We start from the raw sequence: 17972 nt of genomic DNA, 5'->3' as shown, positions 1-17972 counted from the left end.
ACGTGCCCAAGACGCGCTACCCGCGAAAGGACAGAGAATGAAAGACGCCGCCCCCCAAACGATTCACCTGAAAGATTACCAAGAGCCGCACCATTGGGTGCGCGATGTGCATCTGACCTTTCGACTGGCCCCTCGGGCCACGCGGGTTCTGTCCAAAATCACCTTTGTGCCGAATGTGCAAAATCCCGGCGATCTGATTTTGGATGGCGAGGGCCTGAGGCTCATCGCCGTGGCCGTGAATGAGGCCATCGTGCCCTATGAGGTCGCGGACACCCATCTGGTGATCAAATCCGGCGATCTTCCGGCCGCCCCCTTTACCTTTGAAGCCGAGGTGGAGATCAGCCCCAAAACCAACACGGCGCTGGAAGGCCTCTATATGTCCCCGCTGAACGTGGAAGCCTCCGAAGAGGGCGGACGCGAAAGTCAGCTCGCACAAAATGCCATGTATTGCACCCAATGCGAGGCCGAAGGTTTTCGCAAGATCACCTATTACCCGGACCGTCCCGATGTGATGGCCCCCTTCTCCGTGCGCGTTGAATCCGACATGCCGGTGATGTTGTCCAATGGCAATCCCGGGGCCTCTGGACCGGGCTTTGCCGAGTGGCATGACCCCTGGCCGAAACCCTCCTATTTGTTCGCTTTGGTGGCCGGAAATCTGATCAATCATCCCGGCGGCTTCACCACAAAATCCGGCAAGAAGGTCGAACTGAACATCTGGGTGCGGCCCGGCGACGAGGGCAAATGCGCCTTTGGCATGCAGGCGCTCAAAGACAGTATGGCATGGGACGAGCGGGTCTATGGTCGTGAATACGACTTAGACATATTCAACATTGTCGCTGTCGATGACTTCAACATGGGAGCAATGGAAAACAAGGGGCTGAACGTGTTCAACTCGTCCTGTGTTTTGGCCTCGAAAGAGACCTCGACGGACGCGAATTTTGAACGGATCGAAGGCATCATTGCTCATGAGTATTTTCACAACTGGACCGGCAACCGCATCACCTGTCGCGATTGGTTTCAACTCTGCCTCAAAGAGGGCCTGACCGTCTACCGCGATCAGATGTTCTCCGGCGACATGCGCAGCCATGCCGTTAAAAGGATTGAAGAAGTTCTCACCCTGCGCGCCCGTCAGTTCCGCGAAGACAACGGCCCTCTGGCCCATCCGGTGCGGCCCGAAAGTTTTGTCGAGATCAACAATTTCTACACCGCAACCGTCTATGAAAAAGGCGCGGAAATCATCGGGATGCTCAAACGGCTTGTGGGCGATGAGGCCTATAAAAAATCCTGCGATCTCTACTTTGAGCGCCATGATGGACAGGCCGTGACCATCGAAGATTGGCTCGCCGCCTTTGCCGATACGACTGGGCGCGATCTTGCACAATTCAAACAATGGTATTCTCAGGCGGGCACGCCGCGCTTGAGTGTTGAAGAGGACTGGCAGGACGGCACATTCACCCTGACCTTCACCCAATCGACCCCTGCCACACCGGGCCAGACGACGAAAACGCCGATGGTCCTGCCCATTGCCGTCGGTCTGATTGGACCGAACGGCGACGAGGTTATCCCAACCACCATTTTAGAGATGACCAAAGCGACCCAAAGCTTTGTCTTTGAGGGTTTGGGCGCGCGCCCGACCGCCTCGATCCTGCGCGATTTCTCAGCACCCGTGGTGCTTGAACGCGAGATGAGCGCCAAGACCCGCGCCTTCCTGTTGGCCCATGACACCGACCCGTTTCAGAAATGGGAAATGGGGCGGATGTTGGCGAAAGAGACGTTGATCGCGATGATCATGGAGGGCACACCGCCCGCAAACGCCTATCTCGACGCGATCAAAACCGTGCTCACCGATGACAGTCTCGATCCCGCCTTCCGGGCGCTGACGCTTGGGCTGCCGTCACAGGACGATTTGGCACAAACGCTCTATGATGCGGGCGTCACGCCGGACCCGGATAAAATCTATGCCGCCCGCGAAGAGGTACGGCGGATTTTGGCGGCGCACCTGCGCGAGGTGCTGCCCGCACTCTATGTGGAAAACGATGCAGGCGCCTTTACGCCCGACGCAAATGGCTCAGGCAAACGCAGCCTGCGCCTGTCTGCCCTCTCGCTTTTGACACTCAGTGATGGCGGGGCCACGGCGCGCGCGCTTTACAAACGCGCGGACAATATGACCGAACAGGCGGGGGCGTTGCAGGCCTTGTTGTCGGCGGGACTTGGCGAGGATGAATTGGCGGATTTTGCCAAACAGTGGCAAGACGACCGTTTGGTCATGGACAAATGGTTCATGATGCAAGTCGCCTCCGCCGCCCCTGATCAGGCCGCGGACATTGCCAAATCCCTCACCCAACACCCTGATTTCACTATGAAAAACCCGAACCGATTCCGGTCCGTGTTTGGCGCATTGGCGGGCAATCACGCGGGCTTCCACACCTCTGATGGCAAAGCCTATGCGCTTTTGGCCGATCACCTCATTGCGCTGGATGCGCTCAACCCGCAAACCACGGCACGGATGTCCGGCGCATTTGAAACCTGGAAACGCTATGACGCGGATCGCCAAGACATGATACGCGACCAGTTGGAGCGGATACTGGCCACCCCGACCCTGTCGCGCGACACGACCGAAATGGTGACTCGCATTCTGTCCGCCTGACGCTCGGATTATGTAAAGCACAACATGCAGCCGGGTGCGACATCGTGCCCGGTTAGCGCCATCATAACAAAAAGTTGAACCGGTTCCGGGGCTTACATCGCCGGGCGGGACAGATTGTCATATTCACTTTGCACAATACCATGACATGATTGGCCAATCGTGCGGACACATTCGTCATTCATTACGTCACCTGACAGGGAACATCATCTATGCGTAAACTCATTATCTCGACCGTCATCGCCGCCACTGCCGCGACCGGAGCGTTTGCCCAATCCCCCTCTGACGTGGCCAAAGCACGCCGCGCGTATTTCACCCTTGTGGGCTTTGAAATGTCTACATTGGGCGCCATGGCACAGGGTAAAATCGACTATGACGCCGATGTGGCAAGCCAAGCGGCAAAGGATCTTGCGGCTCTCACCGGCTACACCATGTCCGACCTTTTCGCACCCGGCACCTCGAACGACGACCTGCCCGGTGAAACCCGCGCTGAGGCTAAAATCTGGGCCGATATGCCCGGCGTTCAGGACAAAGGCATGGCCTTTTACCAAGCTGTGGCCGATTTGAACGCTGTCGCCGGCAACGGCCTTGAGGCACTTCAGCCCGCCGTCGGCAAACTCGGCGGCACCTGCAAAGCCTGCCACGACGACTACCGCGCCAAAGATTTTTAAGCGCTAAGACTGAGGCGAACCGATGTCAGAACCGCTGAACAAAACCTATGTTTGGGACCCCGTTGTCCGCATCCTCCATTGGGCTTTGGTGATCGCTTTCGCCACCTCATGGGGTTTGGGCAAATTTGGCCCAAACATCATGACGTTGCATTTCTATTCGGGCTACACCGTGGCCGGGATCGTGGTGTTGCGGCTGCTGTGGGGGCTGTTTGGCACCAAAACGGCGCGGTTCGCCACATTTGTCAAAGGTCCGGGCAAGGTCATGGCCTATGCCCGGACGCTCCCTTTGAACACCCCGTCACGCTCCTATGGTCACAACCCGGTCGGCGCGATTTTTGTCGTCGGGGTTTTGGTCGTTTTGGCAATGCAGGTGATGTCTGGGCTCTTGGCCGACCCGGAAGATTTCATCAATGTCGGCCCGCTGGCACAGTATGTCTCAAGCGATGTGGCGCGCAAGGCGCTGTCGCTGCATGAACCGCTCTCAACCCTGCTTTTGCTGATGGTTCTGGGGCATATCGCCGCGATTTTTTGGTATAAAAAGCGCAAGGGCGAGAATTTGGTCAAGCCGATGATCACCGGCTATGTCGATCTGCCCTCCGACAAAATCCCGCATTGATCAGGCGCTAAATCGGGCCGGGGCGGCGTTCCTCGGACAACAGCACATTGGCCTCGACGTTGCCCACACCGGGCAGCGTCATGATCCGCCGCCTGAGCACGCGTTCAAAATCCGGCAGGTCTTGCGCCACCACGCGCAGCCGATAATCGAACAGGCCCAAAACGTGCTGCACGGTCTGCACCTCCGGGATCGCCTGCACGGCGCGTTCGAAATCCTCCAAGGACACCCGACCCTTGGTCGCCAATTTGATGCCCAAAAACACCGTGACGCCAAATCCCAAACCCTCAAGATCCAAATCCACCCGGCGCGGGCCGAAAATGCCCAGCTCTTTCAGCCGCTTGATCCGCCGCCACGTCGCCGGTTGACTCAGCCCCATCTCGCGCCCCAAGGCCCCCGCCGATTGTGTCGCATCCTCGCATAAAGCGCGGATCAGCCGGCGGTCGATGTCGTCCAATTCCATCGCGTCCTGGCTCATAGCGGCACCGATTGCGCATCTTTGATGGTCGCCACCTGCATCAAGGCCTCAATGTCGGTCATATGCGGCAGGGACAGAATGTGTTCGCGATAAATCCGTTGATAATCAGACATATCGCGCGCAATCACCAAAAGCCGCGCATCGACCCGGCCCAGGAATGTACCGATGGAAATCACCTCAGGGACAGCACGCGCGGCGATGATGAATTCGTCAAAGGCGCGCGGTTCGGTTTTGTCCAAGGTGACGCGCAACGACACCTCAACCTCATAGCCCAAAGCGCGCCAATCGACCTGTTCGCGGATCGCTTTGACCACACCAGCCTCGCGCATCCGCTCCAATCGGCGGGCGAATGTGACCGGGGTCACCCCGGCGCGTTCGGCCAATTCAGAGGCGGGTGCTTCGGGATCGGCCTGTATTTGACGCAGGATGCGCCGGTCTGTGTCGTCTACTTGCATGATTTTTTCACAAATTTAAGATTATACGAATGATCGTATTTCACAAACCAGAAATGAGGTCAAATTTTGTACGCGACAGAGGTTAGATTTGAACGATAGTGCCCGCAGACTCGAAAGAGGCTTGCACACAGACAAAGAATGAAGGAGCGCCCATATGCGCGTTTATTACGATCGCGATTGCGATGTGAACATCATCAAAGACAAAAAAGTCGCCATCCTGGGCTACGGCTCGCAAGGTCACGCCCACGCGCTCAACCTGCGCGATTCCGGCGCGAAAAACCTTGTCGTCGCTTTGCGCGAAGGCTCTGCCTCGGCCAAGAAAGCCGAAGCGGAAGGCCTCAAAGTCATGGGCATTTCTGAGGCCGCCGCGTGGTGTGACGTGATCATGTTCACCATGCCCGACGAATTGCAGGCCGAAACCTACAAAAAATACGTCCACGACAACATCCGCGAAGGCGCCGCCATTGCCTTTGCTCACGGTTTGAACGTACATTTTGGCCTCATCGAGCCGAAAGCGGGCGTTGACGTGATCATGATGGCGCCCAAAGGTCCGGGGCACACCGTACGCGGCGAATACACCAAAGGCGGCGGCGTGCCCTGCCTCGTGGCTGTGGACACCGACGCCACTGGCAAAGCGCTTGAAATCGGCCTGTCCTATTGCTCCGCCATCGGTGGCGGTCGTTCGGGCATCATCGAAACCAACTTCCGCGAAGAATGTGAAACCGACCTGTTCGGTGAACAGGCTGTGCTCTGTGGCGGTCTCGTTGAGCTGATCCGTTGCGGTTTTGAAACGCTGGTCGAAGCTGGCTACGCGCCGGAAATGGCCTATTTCGAGTGTCTGCACGAAGTGAAGCTGATCGTTGACCTGATCTACGAAGGCGGCATCGCCAACATGGATTACTCGATCTCCAACACCGCAGAATACGGCCAATACGTCACCGGCCCGCGCATCCTGCCCTACGAACAGACCAAAGCCGCGATGAAAGCCGTTTTGACCGACATCCAACAGGGCAAATTCGTCCGCGATTTCATGTTGGAAAACGCTGTGGGCCAGCCGACGATCAAAGCATCGCGTCGCGCCAACGACGAGCACATGATCGAAGAAACCGGTGCGAAACTGCGCGGCATGATGCCGTGGATCACCGCCGGAAAAATGGTCGACAAATCGCGCAACTAAGCGCCACTCTCTCCAAGACGAAGGGCCCCGGCGGATGCGTCGGGGCCTTTTTCATGAGAGGATCATCATGCCAAAGTTCACACCAGACACCGCGCTCAAAGACAGCGGCACCTCCTCCGCCTGCGGGTCCTATGAAGCCCTTTTGTTCAGCGACAGCGGAGGCTTGACCCAGTTTGGCGCCTTTCTTGAAATCCTGCCGCCGGGATCTGCGTCGTCGATCAAACACTGGCATCAAACCGAGGACGAAATGGTCTTTGTGGTCACAGGCGAGGTGCAAGTGATCGAAGGGGCCGAGACATACGTTTTGCGCGCTGGAGAGGCCGCGACCTTTAAGGCCGGGGTCGCCAAAGGCCATTACCTGACCAATGTCAGCGATCAAGAGGCGCGCTATCTGGTGATCGGCACCCGCTCCATGGGCGACACGGTGACCTATCCTGACCGTGACCGCATCCTGACCTTTACCCGCGATCCCGGTGCCACCGAGGTGAAAACACGCCACTACACCACATTGGATGGCCAGCCCGCCCAGTCCCCCTACGAGGATTAACCATGTCGCCTCTCCCCAATATCACCCGCGCCTCATGGATCATGGTTGGCGTTTTAGGCTTTGTCTGGGGCTCAACTTTCATGGTGATCGAGATCGCCCTGACCGGGATCACGCCATTTTGGTTGGCAACCTTCCGGCTGACCATTGCAGCGATGGTGATGGCGGTGTTTTGGGGCAAAGACGGGTTTAAAATGGGCACCGACCCGGACAACAGGCCGCGTCCCATGGCGTTGATCTGGGCCGGGGCGATTTCCTCGGGCGTGCCGTTTTTATTGCTCAACTGGGGGCAGCAATATGTGACCTCGGGCTTTGCCGGAACCTCGATGGCCGCCGTGCCTTTGGTGGTCTTGCCGATGGCGCATTTCATGGTGGCGGGCGAGCGCCTGTCACTGCGCGCGATCATTGGCGTGACACTTGGGTTTTGCGGTGTGGCGCTTCTGATCGGCAAATCTGCGTTGGACAGCACCGGCGCGGATTTGGAGTTTTGGGGTCGCATGGCCTGTCTCACCGTGGCGTTTTGCTATGCGCTCAACTCCATCACCATCCGTCGCATCCCGCCAATCAACTCGACCGCCTTAACCACGATCATGATGGCGACCGGCGCGGTGATCACCCTGCCGTTTTCGATCCTGGCCGAAGGCGCGCCGGGTCTGCCACCGCTCAAGGCCTTTGTTGCGTTGATTTTTCTTGGCGTGGTCTCGACTGCGGCGATGAACCAGTTGCGCGTTTTGGTGATCCGCTCCGCCGGGCCAACCTTTATGACTTTGGTCAATTATCAGGTGCCCGTGTGGTCCGTCGTCTTGGGCGCGCAGGTTTTGGGTGAACCTTTGCCGCCCACACTTTTGATCGCGCTGGGGCTGATCCTTGGCGGGGTGGCGATTTCGCAATGGGCCTCAGTGAAACGCATCTTTGTGCGTGGATGACAGAGCAGCCCTGCGCAAATGTTATGTTGTAACAATTCTGCGCCCCCCCACATTCCTCCCATGATACACACAGTGGACAAAAGACAGGGGCTGCCAGATGAGATGCAGTTTCTGCTTCGGGACTATCCGCGCGATGTCTGGCCGGATCACCCGAATTTCGCCAGCTCCATCCAAAATTGGATGGGCGCTCACACCATGTTTCGCGCGCTGTCTTCCTATGTTTTGGAGGACACCGAGGCCTTTATTGACAAAGAGATGGACGATCAGATCTATGCTCAAAAGCTTGCCAAATACGGCGATCTTTTGTTGCGCAATCTGCATGGGCATCACAGCTGGGAAGACCGCAAATTCTTTCCCGAATTGGGGGCCGCTGAGGGGCGTCTGATGGCAGGGCTTGAGATGTTGGAGGCCGATCACGCGGCACTGGACGCCACATTGGATCGGTTCCAACGCAGCGCCAACCGCGTGGTACAACTGGCGCATTTGTCGCCTGTCGATATGCGCACTGAGGTGGGCGATGTTGAAAGCCGCGCCCGCGACATCAGCGCCCTTTTGGCGCGGCATCTAAGCGACGAAGAAGACCTCGTGGTGCCCATCATCCTGCACCATAAATTGCGCGGATGAGCCAAATGTGACGTCCAAATGCGTCGAAAGAGCGCCTTGCGGGGCGCTCTTTTTCATGTGCAGATGGGCCAAAGGAGTTTCCCATGACCAAGACGCCACATGACGATCATATCCCCGCCGATCTGACCCCCAAGAATGAGGGCGAGATCCAAGCCGAACGGGCGCGGATGTTTACTTTTGGGTTTTGGAAAAGCCTTTTGGCCGGGCGTGAGGGCCTTGGCGACACGTTTTGGGCGGGCAATTATTTGGCAGGCCTGTTGTTTTTGCCCGTCATGGTTGTTTTTTTAGCGCTTGCCTCATTCGTTCCGCTCTTGTCGCCACTGTTGAGCGCGTCGTTCGTCGTCTTTGGCGTCTACCTTTTGGGCGTCGCGCGCGCCGTCGCGGTTGCTCAACCCAAAGGGAATTCTGGGATCGGCCTGCGTATCTTCGGTGTGATCTGGACTTTGATGAACGCTGGCATGTGCCTCGTCTATTCCCCTTTTGTGGCGGGCCAGTAAACGAACAGCTTGTACAAATACGATATATTATCAAAAAGGCGGCCCATTGAGCCGCCTTTTCTTATCTTTATCCAACATATCGGCTTACCGGGTTGCGGCCTCCACCGCGGCCACCACCTGATCTACAGCCCCGGTCAGCACCGTCTCGCTGACGCTTTCGGCCATCACCCGGATCAACGGTTCTGTGCCGGATTTACGGATCAACAACCGGCCATTGCCCAAAAGCTTGGCCTCCGCATCCGCGATCGCCGCCTTCACGCCGCCGTTCTCCAACGGAAGCTGGCCTGCGGCATAGCGCACGTTTTTCAAAAGCTGCGGCACCGGCTCGAACACCTGTGACATTTCAGAGGCTTTTTTGCCGGTCTCGACCATGGCAGCCAGAAATTGCAGACCCGCCAACAACCCATCGCCCGTGGTGGCATAATCGGTCATCACGATATGGCCGGATTGTTCGCCGCCAAGGTTGAACCCGCCCTGACGCATCCGTTCGACCACATAGCGGTCGCCCACCGCAGTGCGTTCCAAGCGCAGGCCCTCCGCCTCCAGAAACCGCTCCAACCCAAGGTTCGACATCACCGTTGCGACCAAAGCACCGCCCGCCAAACGGCCCTGATCGGCCCAGGATTTGGCCATCAGACCCATAAGTTGATCGCCATCAGCCACCTGCCCGGTCTCGTCCAAAATCATCACCCGGTCGGCATCGCCATCCAAACAAATGCCCACATCGGCGCCATGCGCCACCACAGCTTCGGCTGCGGTTTGGACATAGGTCGAACCACAGTGATCGTTGATGTTGCGACCATTGGGATGGGTGCCCACGGGGATCACCTCGGCACCCAATTCCCACAACACTTCGGGGGCGGTGCGATACGCCGCGCCATTGGCGCAATCAATCACCACCTTGAGACCCGCAAGGGTCATCCCACGCGGCAGGGTCGATTTGACCCGTTCGTTGTAGCGAAACCGACCATCATCGATCCGCTTGGCGCGGCCGATATTGTCGGCCTGCGCTGGCTCAATTTCGGTCTCCATCAGACGTTCAATTTCACTCTCGGCCTCGTCCGACAATTTGAACCCATCGGGGCCAAAAAATTTGATGCCATTGTCCTCGGCCGGGTTGTGCGAGGCGGAAATCATCACGCCCACGTCAGCGCGCATCGAGGTGGTCAACATGCCCACAGCGGGGGTCGGCACCGGACCAAGCAGAAACACGTTCATGCCCGTCGAGGTAAACCCCGCCGTCATCGCGGTTTCAAACATGTAACCCGACAGGCGCGTGTCCTTGCCAATCACCACGCGATGTTCGCGCGAACCATCGCGGCGAAAATAACGCCCAGCAGCGGCCCCGAGTTTCAGCGCCATCTCCGCCGTCATCGGTGCGGAGTTGGCCCGCCCACGCACGCCATCCGTGCCAAAAAGTTTACGCGTCATGCTGACCTCCCTCGCCACTCACTGCCTGCCACAGAGCAAGCGCTTGTTTTGTCTCTTTGATATCATGGACCCGCAGCACCTGAACCCCCTGTGCCACGGCGGCCAAAGCCACAGCGATTGAGCCCGGCGCGCGATCTCGCGGCGCAGGTGCCTGACCGATCCGACCAATAAAGCCTTTGCGCGAAACGCCCAAAAGCACGCCGCATCCAAGCGCATGAAACAGCGAAATTCGGTGTAAAAGTGCAAGATTATGATCCTGAGACTTGCCAAATCCGATGCCAGGATCGACCAGAATGCGCGTGCGGGCAATGCCCGCCGCCTCCGCCACGGCAATCCGCGCCGCAAGAAAATCATAGACATCCAACAACACGTTTTCATACTCGGGATGCTCTTGCATCACCTCTGGATCGCCTTGGGCATGCATCAAACACACAGGCGCGCCCGATTGCGCTGTCACCGCCGCCAACTCCGGGTCATGGCAAAACGCATAGACATCGTTGACCAAATCCGCCCCCGCCGCGAGGGCCGCCGCCGCCACAGGGGCTTTGCGCGTGTCGATGGAAATTGGCACAGTGGAGCCCGCCCGAATGGCGGCAATCACCGGCGCGGTGCGGGTGATTTCGACCTCGGGGGCAATATAATCCGCACCGGGGCGGGTGCTTTCGCCTCCGATATCAAGAATATCCGCGCCCTCAGAGACCATCATTTGCGCCCGTGCCAGAGCGGCTTCGGGGGCGTCAAACAGCCCGCCATCGGAGAAACTATCGGGCGTGACATTGAGAATGCCCATCAGGTTTGGCCGAGTGAGATCCAGCCCAGCCAAAGGCGCACGGGGGACGGTCAGGCGGATTTTGACCTCCTCGGGTAGATCAGCGGCGGGTATGATCTGCGGCGGGGCTGTGCGCGACAACACCTCGACCTGCGAAAACCAGACCCAGCCGCCCGCCAGCGACAAAGCGCCTGAGGGGCGCGAAGGATCAATAGAACAGATGGGGCGATAATAGAGCGAGGACATAGCTAGGCTCACTGACCCGCAGGAAGCTGACAGGGGCCAGCCAGATCAAGCGCATGCGCGCCGTCAATCGGGGGTTCCCCCAAGGTCAAAAGCGCTACGGCAGACATCTCTTGCGCCAACCACATGACCAGATCGGCAACATCGCCCTTTGGCCCGTGCACCGCATCAAGCACCATTTTGGACGGGGCCCAAACCGAGATATGGCCTTGGCGCGCCGCCCAATCAAGTTCGGTGCGCGAGGCGCGCACCACACAGCGCGGATCACGGCCCGCAAGCGTCCATGCGTTTTGTTCTATCGCCAAAAGGTCAATCCGCCGTTGCGCAGGCTTTGCCTCCGACTGCGGCCGTTCGCTCAACGGCAGGCCAACAGTGACAATCACCGGACGCGGGTCGGCATCCATCGCGTCGATCCAGGCTGTGAGATTTGGATGGGCCAGCGCCTCGGGCGAAAGATGTACAATCACCGGATGCGGCACGGGTGTCACACTCTGCGCGCTTATCGGGTGATCCGTGGCGGGATAGGCGCTGCGCACGATCTCAACGCCCAAAGCGCCCGGCCCCCGGTCCAGCTTTTCGATGCGGACAAAGACCCGAAACGCCCGCGGCTCGGACAGGATGCGCAGGGCGATGCGTTCGGCCAGAGTTTCCAACAGGTTGAGACGCTCGGCGGCCAATTCGATCTGAATGGCTTCGGTCAGGCGATCATAGGACAAGATGCGATCCACATCGTCATCGACCGGACCGCTCAAGGGTGTCAATTCGACCACGACATTGAAGACCACCCGTTGCCGCACCCCGCGCTCGACCTGAAAGGCACCGATTTCGACCTCGACCACATGGTCGCGCAGGGAAATACGGTCATGTGGAGCCTCTGCGGCGGTGGCGCTGGCGCGCACTTCGGGATGTTCAAAGGCCTGTCGGATCTCGGACACGTTTGGGTCTTTCGTGGTTATTTTCGCCTTGCTACAATTATTTTCCCGGCGCGTCCAAGGCCAATGTCCCTTTCGCCCCCCACCCCGCTTCCGAACGGCAAAACCCCGCCGTTTTACGGGCGGGGTTTGAAACAAATCCGTGATCTGCGCTGTTAGACTTTGGGTTTGCGATAGAAATAGTGAACCCCGATCTGCGCTGTGCGGGCGAATTTGCGCGCCCAGCTCGGCGTTACGGCACGGGTGTGATAAAATGTGGCCCCTTCGGTGAGCGGGCGCGGCGCACCATCCAACATCAGGCGGGCGACCTTGCTGACCCGATCCCATGCCGCCGGCTCTGCAATCACTTCGGCGCGGCCATCACAGGTATAGGTGAATTGGCACTGGTATTTTTTGCCGGTGCCCTGATGGATGACGCCACAAACGGTGTTCGGAAAGGCCGGGGAGGACACGCGATTGAGGATCACTTCGGCCACGGCAAACTGACCTTTGACGCTTTCGCCGCGGGCCTCGAAATACAGCGCCTCAGACAGGCACTGCCATTGCTCGCCGCCCGTGGCTTCGGGCTGTTGCAACAAGAACGCGTCGGAATACTCGACGCTCACGGGGGGCGTCGGCTTTGGCTTCGGCTTGAAGCTGGCCAACAACCGTTCGATCGCATCCGCATCGACATTTTTCAAACCGTTGCGCTCTTGGTCCAAAAGCGCCGTCAGCGGCAGGCCAAGCGCGAGGCTTGGGTCGTTTGACGAGCTGAGTTTGACGTCAGCCTGGCCTGCACCGGGAAGGGCGCAAAAGCCAAGTGTAGCCACAAGCGCAAGCGCCGTCAGCTTGTTTAAGGATCTCATTTATCCCTCCATTGCGCCCAACCTTTGGGCCTCACGGGGTGTCATTCGAACGGCGGGATAGGGTAATTTTCCTCAAAGGTCCAGTCTAGTGCGTTCCAAGGGGTTTCTGGACAGTCAAGACACAGTTGCAAAAACCCATAAAATTCTCAAAAAACGGCCAGTAAGAGCCTTTATTTTCAGCAGGTTGAAAGGGGAGTGTGATCACTTTGCCTCTTCGGCGACAAGTTGCGCAGCGGCAAGGCGCGCGACCGGCACTCGGAACGGTGAACAGGACACATAGTCCAACCCAATGGCCCGACAAAAGGCGATAGATTCGGGGTTACCGCCATGTTCGCCACAGACCGCCACGGTGAGGTCCGGGCGGCTACCCCGCCCGCGCTCCGTACCAATCCGCAACAACTCCCCCACCCCTTCGATATCGAGCGTATGGAACGGATCTTCGGGGAACACGCCCTGTTGCACATAGGCGTTCATAAACCGACCCGCATCATCGCGCGACAGGCCATAGGCCATCTGTGTCAAATCATTGGTGCCAAAGGACAGGAAATCGGCGTGTTGGGCGATGTCATGGGCACGCAACGCGGCGCGCGGCGTTTCAACCATCACCCCAAGCCGATAGGTAAAGGCGGCACCAGTTTCGTTTTTCACGGCCGCCGCCACCCCGTCGATCTGGGTTTTGACAATCTCCACCTCGCGGCGCGCCGACACCAGCGGGATCATGATCTCGGGCACCACAGGCGCGCCATGTTTGGACGCCTCAACCGTGGCCTCAAAAATCGCCCGCGCCTGCATTTCGTAAATCTCGGGGAAGGTGATGCCCAAACGCACACCACGCATCCCCAACATCGGGTTGAACTCGGACAGCCATTCGATCCGGCGCGTCACATCGGAGAGCGGCAAATCGAGCGCTTCGGCCAGTTCCTTGGCCCCTTCGCGATCGGAGGGCAGAAATTCATGCAGCGGCGGATCAAACAGCCGAATGCACACTGGCAAGCCCTCCATGATCCGAAACAACTCAATGAAATCAGATCGTTGCATCGGCAACAGTCGGGCGATGGCTTCGGACCGATCTTCGTGCGCGGAGGCGAAAATCATTTCGCGCATCACCGTCAAACGGTCGGCCTCAAAGAACATATGTTCGGTGCGGCACAGCCCGATGCCCTCGGCTTTGAAGTCGCGGGCCATGGCGGCATCTGCCGGCGTGTCGGCATTGGCGCGCACACCCAAATCGCGGATCGCGTCGGCCCATTCCATCAATTGCAAATACCAATGGTCCTTCACCGGCGGCAACATTTGTGCCTCCCCGACCAGGGCCTCGCCTGCCGAGCCATCGAGCGTTAAAATATCCCCCTCGGCCAGCTTGCGCCCGTCCTCCAGGGTCAGCGTGCGTTCGCGCGAGTTGATGCGGATCGACGCGCCAACCACACAGGGCACCCCCATGCCACGCGCGATCACCGCCGCGTGCGAGGTCACTCCGCCACGTTCGGTCAAAATCCCGACCGAGGAATGCATCCCCCGGATGTCTTCCGGCGTGGTTTCGCGCCGCACAAGGATACAGGGTTCGCCGCGCGCCTCATAGGTTTGCGCCACCGTGGAGTTGAACACGATCCGACCAACCGCGCCGCCTGGCGAGGCCGCGATGCCTTTGGCAATCACGTCACGCGGGGCGTTTGGATCGACCTGAGGGTGGAGCAATTCGGTCAGCGAGCGCGGCGGCACCCGCAAAATCGCATCTTCGCGTGAAATAATGCCGTCTTCGGCCAATTGTACGGCGATGCGCAGCGCGGCCCGCGAACTGCGTGGCACCCGCACCGCATCCAGCACGCTCAATTTCCCACCCGAAATGGTGAATTCCACCTGCATCTCTTCGCGCAGCCGTTGACGGCAGAGTTTGCTCATCTCAACCAATTCGGCAAAGAGTCTTGGCTGTTCTTCTTCAAGTGACGGGCCACGCACGTCCTGCGTCAGATACATCGCGTTGCTCTGCGCCGAGAGCGCCTCGCGCCCCTGCGCCTGACGTTTGTAGCGGCCTTTGATCAACGGCGCGCCGGTGGTGGCATCGACAAGTTGCATCACCCCTGCCCCGGATTCGCCCGGCCCAATGCCCAAGGACATCGCCTGAACGATCAAGCCAAGTCCGGCATCCGCAGGCGCGCCTTTGGCCTGACGCAACAGCCGCGCGGTCGTGCCCTCCCAAGCGCGCGCCATCGAGCGCAGCACCTGTCCCAATTGAAACGCCGGGTCTTGCGGGAACGGATCGCCGGTTTCGTCCTCATGGGCGCTCAAAGCCGATTTCAAAGCGTCGGACACCGACATCGATGTGTCAAATTCGAACACTTCCGGGTCTAAACGTTCGACATGCACGGCATAAGATTGCACAAATCGAAGATAAAGCGCATCCGCCGCCTCTGGACCATGGGTTTTGGTCAGTTCGGCGTGGCGGGCATCATTCATCCCGATGTTGAGAATGGCACCGGGACCGCCCCAATCGGGGTCCTCAGACGAGGGCCGTACAGAAAGCAGCGGCGCATCGCCAAACACCCGCAACAGCGCATGTTTGTCGAACGTCTGCCCCTCGGCCAGCCGATGCACCGCATCAAAGCTCAGTGCAATGGTTTCAGGCACGGGGAGGTCAAGCCGGATCAGGCGCTGAAGACATTTCGCCCGCCCGCCATGGGTGGTCACGGCAATCGGTGCGACACGGCGGATGCGGGTAAACCCGAGGTTTTCATTGTCTTGCTGCACTGCGGCACTCCCTTTGTGGCGCAGGGTACGCTTGGGAGGGGCGTGAGCGCAACTGAAAGGTTTGCGCTCACATCAAAAGCCATGGCGTCAAAACCGGGACTTAGCCCTCTAGCTTGGTCAGATCGGCGACCTTAAGACAGATGTCGCGGATACGACCCAAAAGGTTCAAGCGATTGCGGCGCAGAATGTCATTGTCTGCATTGACCTGAACCGCCTCAAAGAACCCATCGACCGCCGGACGCATCGCGGCCATGGCGGACATGGCGGCGGCGAAATCCTCAATCTCCATGGCGGGTTTGATCGCGGCCTCGGCTGTATCAAGTGCGGCGAACAGCGCCTTTTCCGCATCGCTTTCGGCGAATTTGATGTCCGGGCCAAAGGAATATTCAACGCCATCTTTCTCCTCGGCTTGCGTGAGGATGTTGTTGGCGCGTTTGAAGCCTTGGATCAGGTTTTTGCCGTCTTCGGTGGCAAGCGTTTCCGAGAGCGCGCGGGCGCGTTTGACCAGAAGGGTGATGTCGTCATTGCCGGGCATGGCAAGGCAGGCGTCGATCACGTCATGGCGGATGCCTTCGTCTTTCAGGAACACTTTCAGGCGGTCATGGAAGAAGGCGAGGAGGTCGCGCGAAGTCGTTTCCCCAGGCAGCCCAATTTGGGACCAATCGACTCCTCCAAAAATTCGATCCATGGCCGCTTCCCACTTCTCAGAGTCAGATTCCGCTGTAATAACTTTACCACTTTGAATCCGATACTCAGTAAGCTGCTCAATGGTTACGCCACAGTAATTCGCAACTTGCTCCTCGTAGTCGCGTTCTTCATGACTAATCTTATCGTGCTCTAGTCGCTCAAATTCTGCGATCAAAGGCATCACAATTCTCATCAGAGGCGAACGCACATCATTCACCAACACCAACCGAATAACCCCAAGCGCTGCACGACGCAGCGCGAACGGGTCTTTCGATCCGGTGGGTTTCTCGTCAATCGCCCAGAAGCCTGTCAGCGTGTCGAGCTTGTCGGCCAGAGCCACGGCGACGGAGACCGGGGCGGTCGGCACGTCGTCGGACGGGCCAAGCGGCGAGTAGTGGTCGCGGCAGGCGTCCGCGATGGCGTCAGACAGCCCGGCTTTCTTGGCGTAGTAGCGCCCCATGATGCCTTGCAGCTCGGGGAACTCATAGACCATTTCAGAGGACAGATCGGCCTTGGCGACCTTTGCCGCCAACTCGGCCTCATCCGCATCGGCCCCGACGATGGGCGCGATCTCGCGGGCCAAAGCGGCGATGCGGGCAATGCGCTCAGACTGAGAGCCGAGTTTGTTGTGGAAGGTGACATTGACCAAGGGCGCGCCCATGGCCTCAAGCCCTTCTCGCTCAACGGTGCGCACGTCATTTTCCCAAAAGAATTTCGCGTCTGAGAGACGCGCGGAGAGCACCTTTTGGTTGCCCGCCAAAATCGTCACGCCATTGTCCGCCGTTTCGCGGTTGGCCACAGTGACGAATTTTTCGATCCGGCCGGTTTTAGGATTGCGCACGGAGAAGAATTTTTGGTGTTCCTTCATCGAAGTCTGAAGCACCTCAGGCGGCAGGCCCAAAAAAGCGTCATCAATGTTGCCCATCAACACGACCGGCCATTCGACCAGCCCCGCGACCTCGGCCAAAAGGCCTTTGTCATCCACGACGTCAAGGCCCTGCGCAAAGGCTTGGGTGGTGGCGTCATGCCAGATGTGATCGGCGCGCTCATTCGGGTCCAAAACCACGAAATTCTGTTTGAGTTTCGTCACATAATCGTCAAAGCCGGAGACCTTGAACGCGCCTTTGGACATGAAGCGATGGCCCCAAACGGTGTTGCCCGCGGTGATCCCGTCGATCTCCAACGGCACCACTTCGGCGCCTTCCTCAGAAGACAAGAGACAGACGATGGAATGCAGCGGACGCACCCATTTCAGGTTGCCATTGCCCCAACGCATCGCTTTGGGCCATGGGAAAGTGCGGATCGCGTTTTCCAAAACCTCGGCCACAATCTCCGCTGCCGGACGGCCCGGCTTGGTGATCTTGGCGACATAGACCTGGCCCTTTTTCTCGTCGCGGATTTCCAAATCGTCCTTGGTCACACCCGCACCGCGCAGAAAGCCGTCAAGCGCCTTTTCGGGCGCATCAACGCGGGGGCCTTTGCGCTCTTCAACCGTGGTCGGAGAGGCGGCCAACAGCCCCTCAACGGACAAGGCCAAACGGCGTGGCGTGGCGAACGCGCCCGCAGAGGCATAGGTCAACCCCGCCTCGACCAAACCGTTGGTGACAAGGGATTTCAAATCCTCAGAGGCGCGCTTTTGCATCCGCGCCGGGATTTCCTCAGAGAAGAGTTCGATCAGCAAATCGGGCATG

Annotated in this window: 16 protein-coding genes; 8 read left to right on the top strand and 8 right to left on the bottom strand. The window is 58.7% G+C overall.

Annotation, left to right across the window (positions count from 1 at the left end; genetic code table 11):
- Positions 1-37: 37 nt before the first annotated feature.
- From pepN to BLT54_RS05225, 3 genes are all read left to right on the top strand, one after another.
- A complete protein-coding gene (gene pepN, locus BLT54_RS05235) occupies positions 38-2647 on the top strand; it encodes an aminopeptidase N (protein WP_074641944.1) in 2610 nt (869 codons plus the stop codon).
- A 209-nt stretch (positions 2648-2856) separates the two neighbouring features.
- Positions 2857-3315 (top strand): c-type cytochrome, encoded by a 459-nt coding sequence (locus BLT54_RS05230; RefSeq protein ID WP_074641941.1) that lies wholly within the window; start codon positions 2857-2859, stop codon positions 3313-3315.
- Between the two features lie 22 nt (positions 3316-3337).
- Positions 3338-3931 (top strand): cytochrome b/b6 domain-containing protein, encoded by a 594-nt coding sequence (locus tag BLT54_RS05225; protein ID WP_074641939.1) that lies wholly within the window; start codon positions 3338-3340, stop codon positions 3929-3931.
- A gap of 7 nt (positions 3932-3938) precedes the next feature.
- On the opposite strand, the gene BLT54_RS05220 is transcribed toward BLT54_RS05225, so the two are convergent.
- Both BLT54_RS05220 and BLT54_RS05215 read right to left on the bottom strand, forming a co-directional pair.
- A complete protein-coding gene (locus BLT54_RS05220) occupies positions 3939-4406 on the bottom strand; it encodes an Lrp/AsnC family transcriptional regulator (RefSeq protein ID WP_074641937.1) in 468 nt (155 codons plus the stop codon).
- Positions 4403-4861, bottom strand: a complete 459-nt coding sequence (locus tag BLT54_RS05215) for an Lrp/AsnC family transcriptional regulator (RefSeq protein WP_074641935.1) — start codon at positions 4859-4861, stop codon at positions 4403-4405. The genes BLT54_RS05220 and BLT54_RS05215 overlap by 4 nt, the downstream gene beginning before the upstream one ends.
- Positions 4862-5015: 154 nt before the next feature.
- Between BLT54_RS05215 and ilvC the strand changes: the two genes are divergently transcribed.
- From ilvC to BLT54_RS05190, 5 genes are all read left to right on the top strand, one after another.
- Positions 5016-6038, top strand: a complete 1023-nt coding sequence (gene ilvC / locus BLT54_RS05210; RefSeq protein ID WP_074641933.1) for a ketol-acid reductoisomerase — start codon at positions 5016-5018, stop codon at positions 6036-6038.
- A gap of 67 nt (positions 6039-6105) precedes the next feature.
- Positions 6106-6585, top strand: coding sequence for a cupin domain-containing protein (locus tag BLT54_RS05205; protein ID WP_074642453.1), 480 nt, complete (start codon positions 6106-6108; stop codon positions 6583-6585).
- A 2-nt stretch (positions 6586-6587) separates the two neighbouring features.
- Positions 6588-7508 carry a DMT family transporter gene (locus BLT54_RS05200; protein ID WP_074641931.1) on the top strand — a complete coding sequence of 307 codons (921 nt, stop codon included), beginning with the start codon at positions 6588-6590 and terminating at the stop codon, positions 7506-7508.
- 102 nt (positions 7509-7610) lie between these two features.
- Complete coding sequence (locus tag BLT54_RS05195) at positions 7611-8132, top strand: hemerythrin domain-containing protein (RefSeq protein WP_083351698.1); 522 nt, start codon at positions 7611-7613, stop codon at positions 8130-8132.
- 83 nt (positions 8133-8215) lie between these two features.
- On the top strand, positions 8216-8629 hold the full coding sequence (locus BLT54_RS05190) for a hypothetical protein (protein WP_074641926.1): 414 nt from the start codon (positions 8216-8218) through the stop codon (positions 8627-8629).
- Between the two features lie 84 nt (positions 8630-8713).
- Here the strand turns inward: BLT54_RS05190 and glmM are convergent, their stop codons facing one another.
- From glmM to glyS, 6 genes are all read right to left on the bottom strand, one after another.
- Entirely contained in the window at positions 8714-10060 is a 1347-nt protein-coding gene (gene glmM / locus BLT54_RS05185; protein WP_074641924.1) for a phosphoglucosamine mutase, read from the bottom strand.
- Positions 10050-11075, bottom strand: a complete 1026-nt coding sequence (gene folP / locus BLT54_RS05180) for a dihydropteroate synthase (RefSeq protein WP_074641921.1) — start codon at positions 11073-11075, stop codon at positions 10050-10052. The genes glmM and folP overlap by 11 nt, the downstream gene beginning before the upstream one ends.
- Before the next feature lie 8 nt (positions 11076-11083).
- A complete protein-coding gene (locus tag BLT54_RS05175) occupies positions 11084-12007 on the bottom strand; it encodes a dihydroneopterin aldolase (protein WP_074641918.1) in 924 nt (307 codons plus the stop codon).
- A gap of 152 nt (positions 12008-12159) precedes the next feature.
- Positions 12160-12849 (bottom strand): cell wall hydrolase, encoded by a 690-nt coding sequence (locus tag BLT54_RS05170; protein ID WP_083351697.1) that lies wholly within the window; start codon positions 12847-12849, stop codon positions 12160-12162.
- 201 nt (positions 12850-13050) lie between these two features.
- On the bottom strand, positions 13051-15594 hold the full coding sequence (locus BLT54_RS05165; RefSeq protein ID WP_074641915.1) for a putative PEP-binding protein: 2544 nt from the start codon (positions 15592-15594) through the stop codon (positions 13051-13053).
- Positions 15595-15694: 100 nt separating this feature from the next.
- Positions 15695-17971: a glycine--tRNA ligase subunit beta gene (gene glyS / locus BLT54_RS05160; protein ID WP_074641913.1), complete on the bottom strand. Its 2277-nt coding sequence runs from the start codon at positions 17969-17971 to the stop codon at positions 15695-15697.
- Position 17972 lies beyond the last annotated feature (1 nt).

This window comes from Celeribacter baekdonensis (assembly GCF_900102315.1).
GTDB lineage: Bacteria > Pseudomonadota > Alphaproteobacteria > Rhodobacterales > Rhodobacteraceae > Celeribacter > Celeribacter baekdonensis.
This window is presented reverse-complemented; position numbering and strand designations above follow the sequence as displayed.

What these genes read in the sequence shown, in the direction of transcription:
- BLT54_RS05200 (WP_074641931.1), top strand. Translation starts at nt 6,588, where the DNA reads ATGTCGCCTCTCCCCAATATCACCCGCGCCTCATGGATCATGGTTGGC.
- BLT54_RS05230 (WP_074641941.1), top strand. Translation starts at nt 2,857, where the DNA reads ATGCGTAAACTCATTATCTCGACCGTCATCGCCGCCACTGCCGCGACC.
- glmM (WP_074641924.1), bottom strand. Translation starts at nt 10,060, where the DNA reads ATGACGCGTAAACTTTTTGGCACGGATGGCGTGCGTGGGCGGGCCAAC.
- BLT54_RS05215 (WP_074641935.1), bottom strand. Translation starts at nt 4,861, where the DNA reads ATGCAAGTAGACGACACAGACCGGCGCATCCTGCGTCAAATACAGGCC.
- BLT54_RS05205 (WP_074642453.1), top strand. Translation starts at nt 6,106, where the DNA reads ATGCCAAAGTTCACACCAGACACCGCGCTCAAAGACAGCGGCACCTCC.
- BLT54_RS05225 (WP_074641939.1), top strand. Translation starts at nt 3,338, where the DNA reads ATGTCAGAACCGCTGAACAAAACCTATGTTTGGGACCCCGTTGTCCGC.
- glyS (WP_074641913.1), bottom strand. Translation starts at nt 17,971, where the DNA reads ATGCCCGATTTGCTGATCGAACTCTTCTCTGAGGAAATCCCGGCGCGG.
- ilvC (WP_074641933.1), top strand. Translation starts at nt 5,016, where the DNA reads ATGCGCGTTTATTACGATCGCGATTGCGATGTGAACATCATCAAAGAC.
- BLT54_RS05170 (WP_083351697.1), bottom strand. Translation starts at nt 12,849, where the DNA reads ATGAGATCCTTAAACAAGCTGACGGCGCTTGCGCTTGTGGCTACACTT.
- pepN (WP_074641944.1), top strand. Translation starts at nt 38, where the DNA reads ATGAAAGACGCCGCCCCCCAAACGATTCACCTGAAAGATTACCAAGAG.
- folP (WP_074641921.1), bottom strand. Translation starts at nt 11,075, where the DNA reads ATGTCCTCGCTCTATTATCGCCCCATCTGTTCTATTGATCCTTCGCGC.
- BLT54_RS05195 (WP_083351698.1), top strand. Translation starts at nt 7,611, where the DNA reads ATGCAGTTTCTGCTTCGGGACTATCCGCGCGATGTCTGGCCGGATCAC.
- BLT54_RS05220 (WP_074641937.1), bottom strand. Translation starts at nt 4,406, where the DNA reads ATGAGCCAGGACGCGATGGAATTGGACGACATCGACCGCCGGCTGATC.
- BLT54_RS05190 (WP_074641926.1), top strand. Translation starts at nt 8,216, where the DNA reads ATGACCAAGACGCCACATGACGATCATATCCCCGCCGATCTGACCCCC.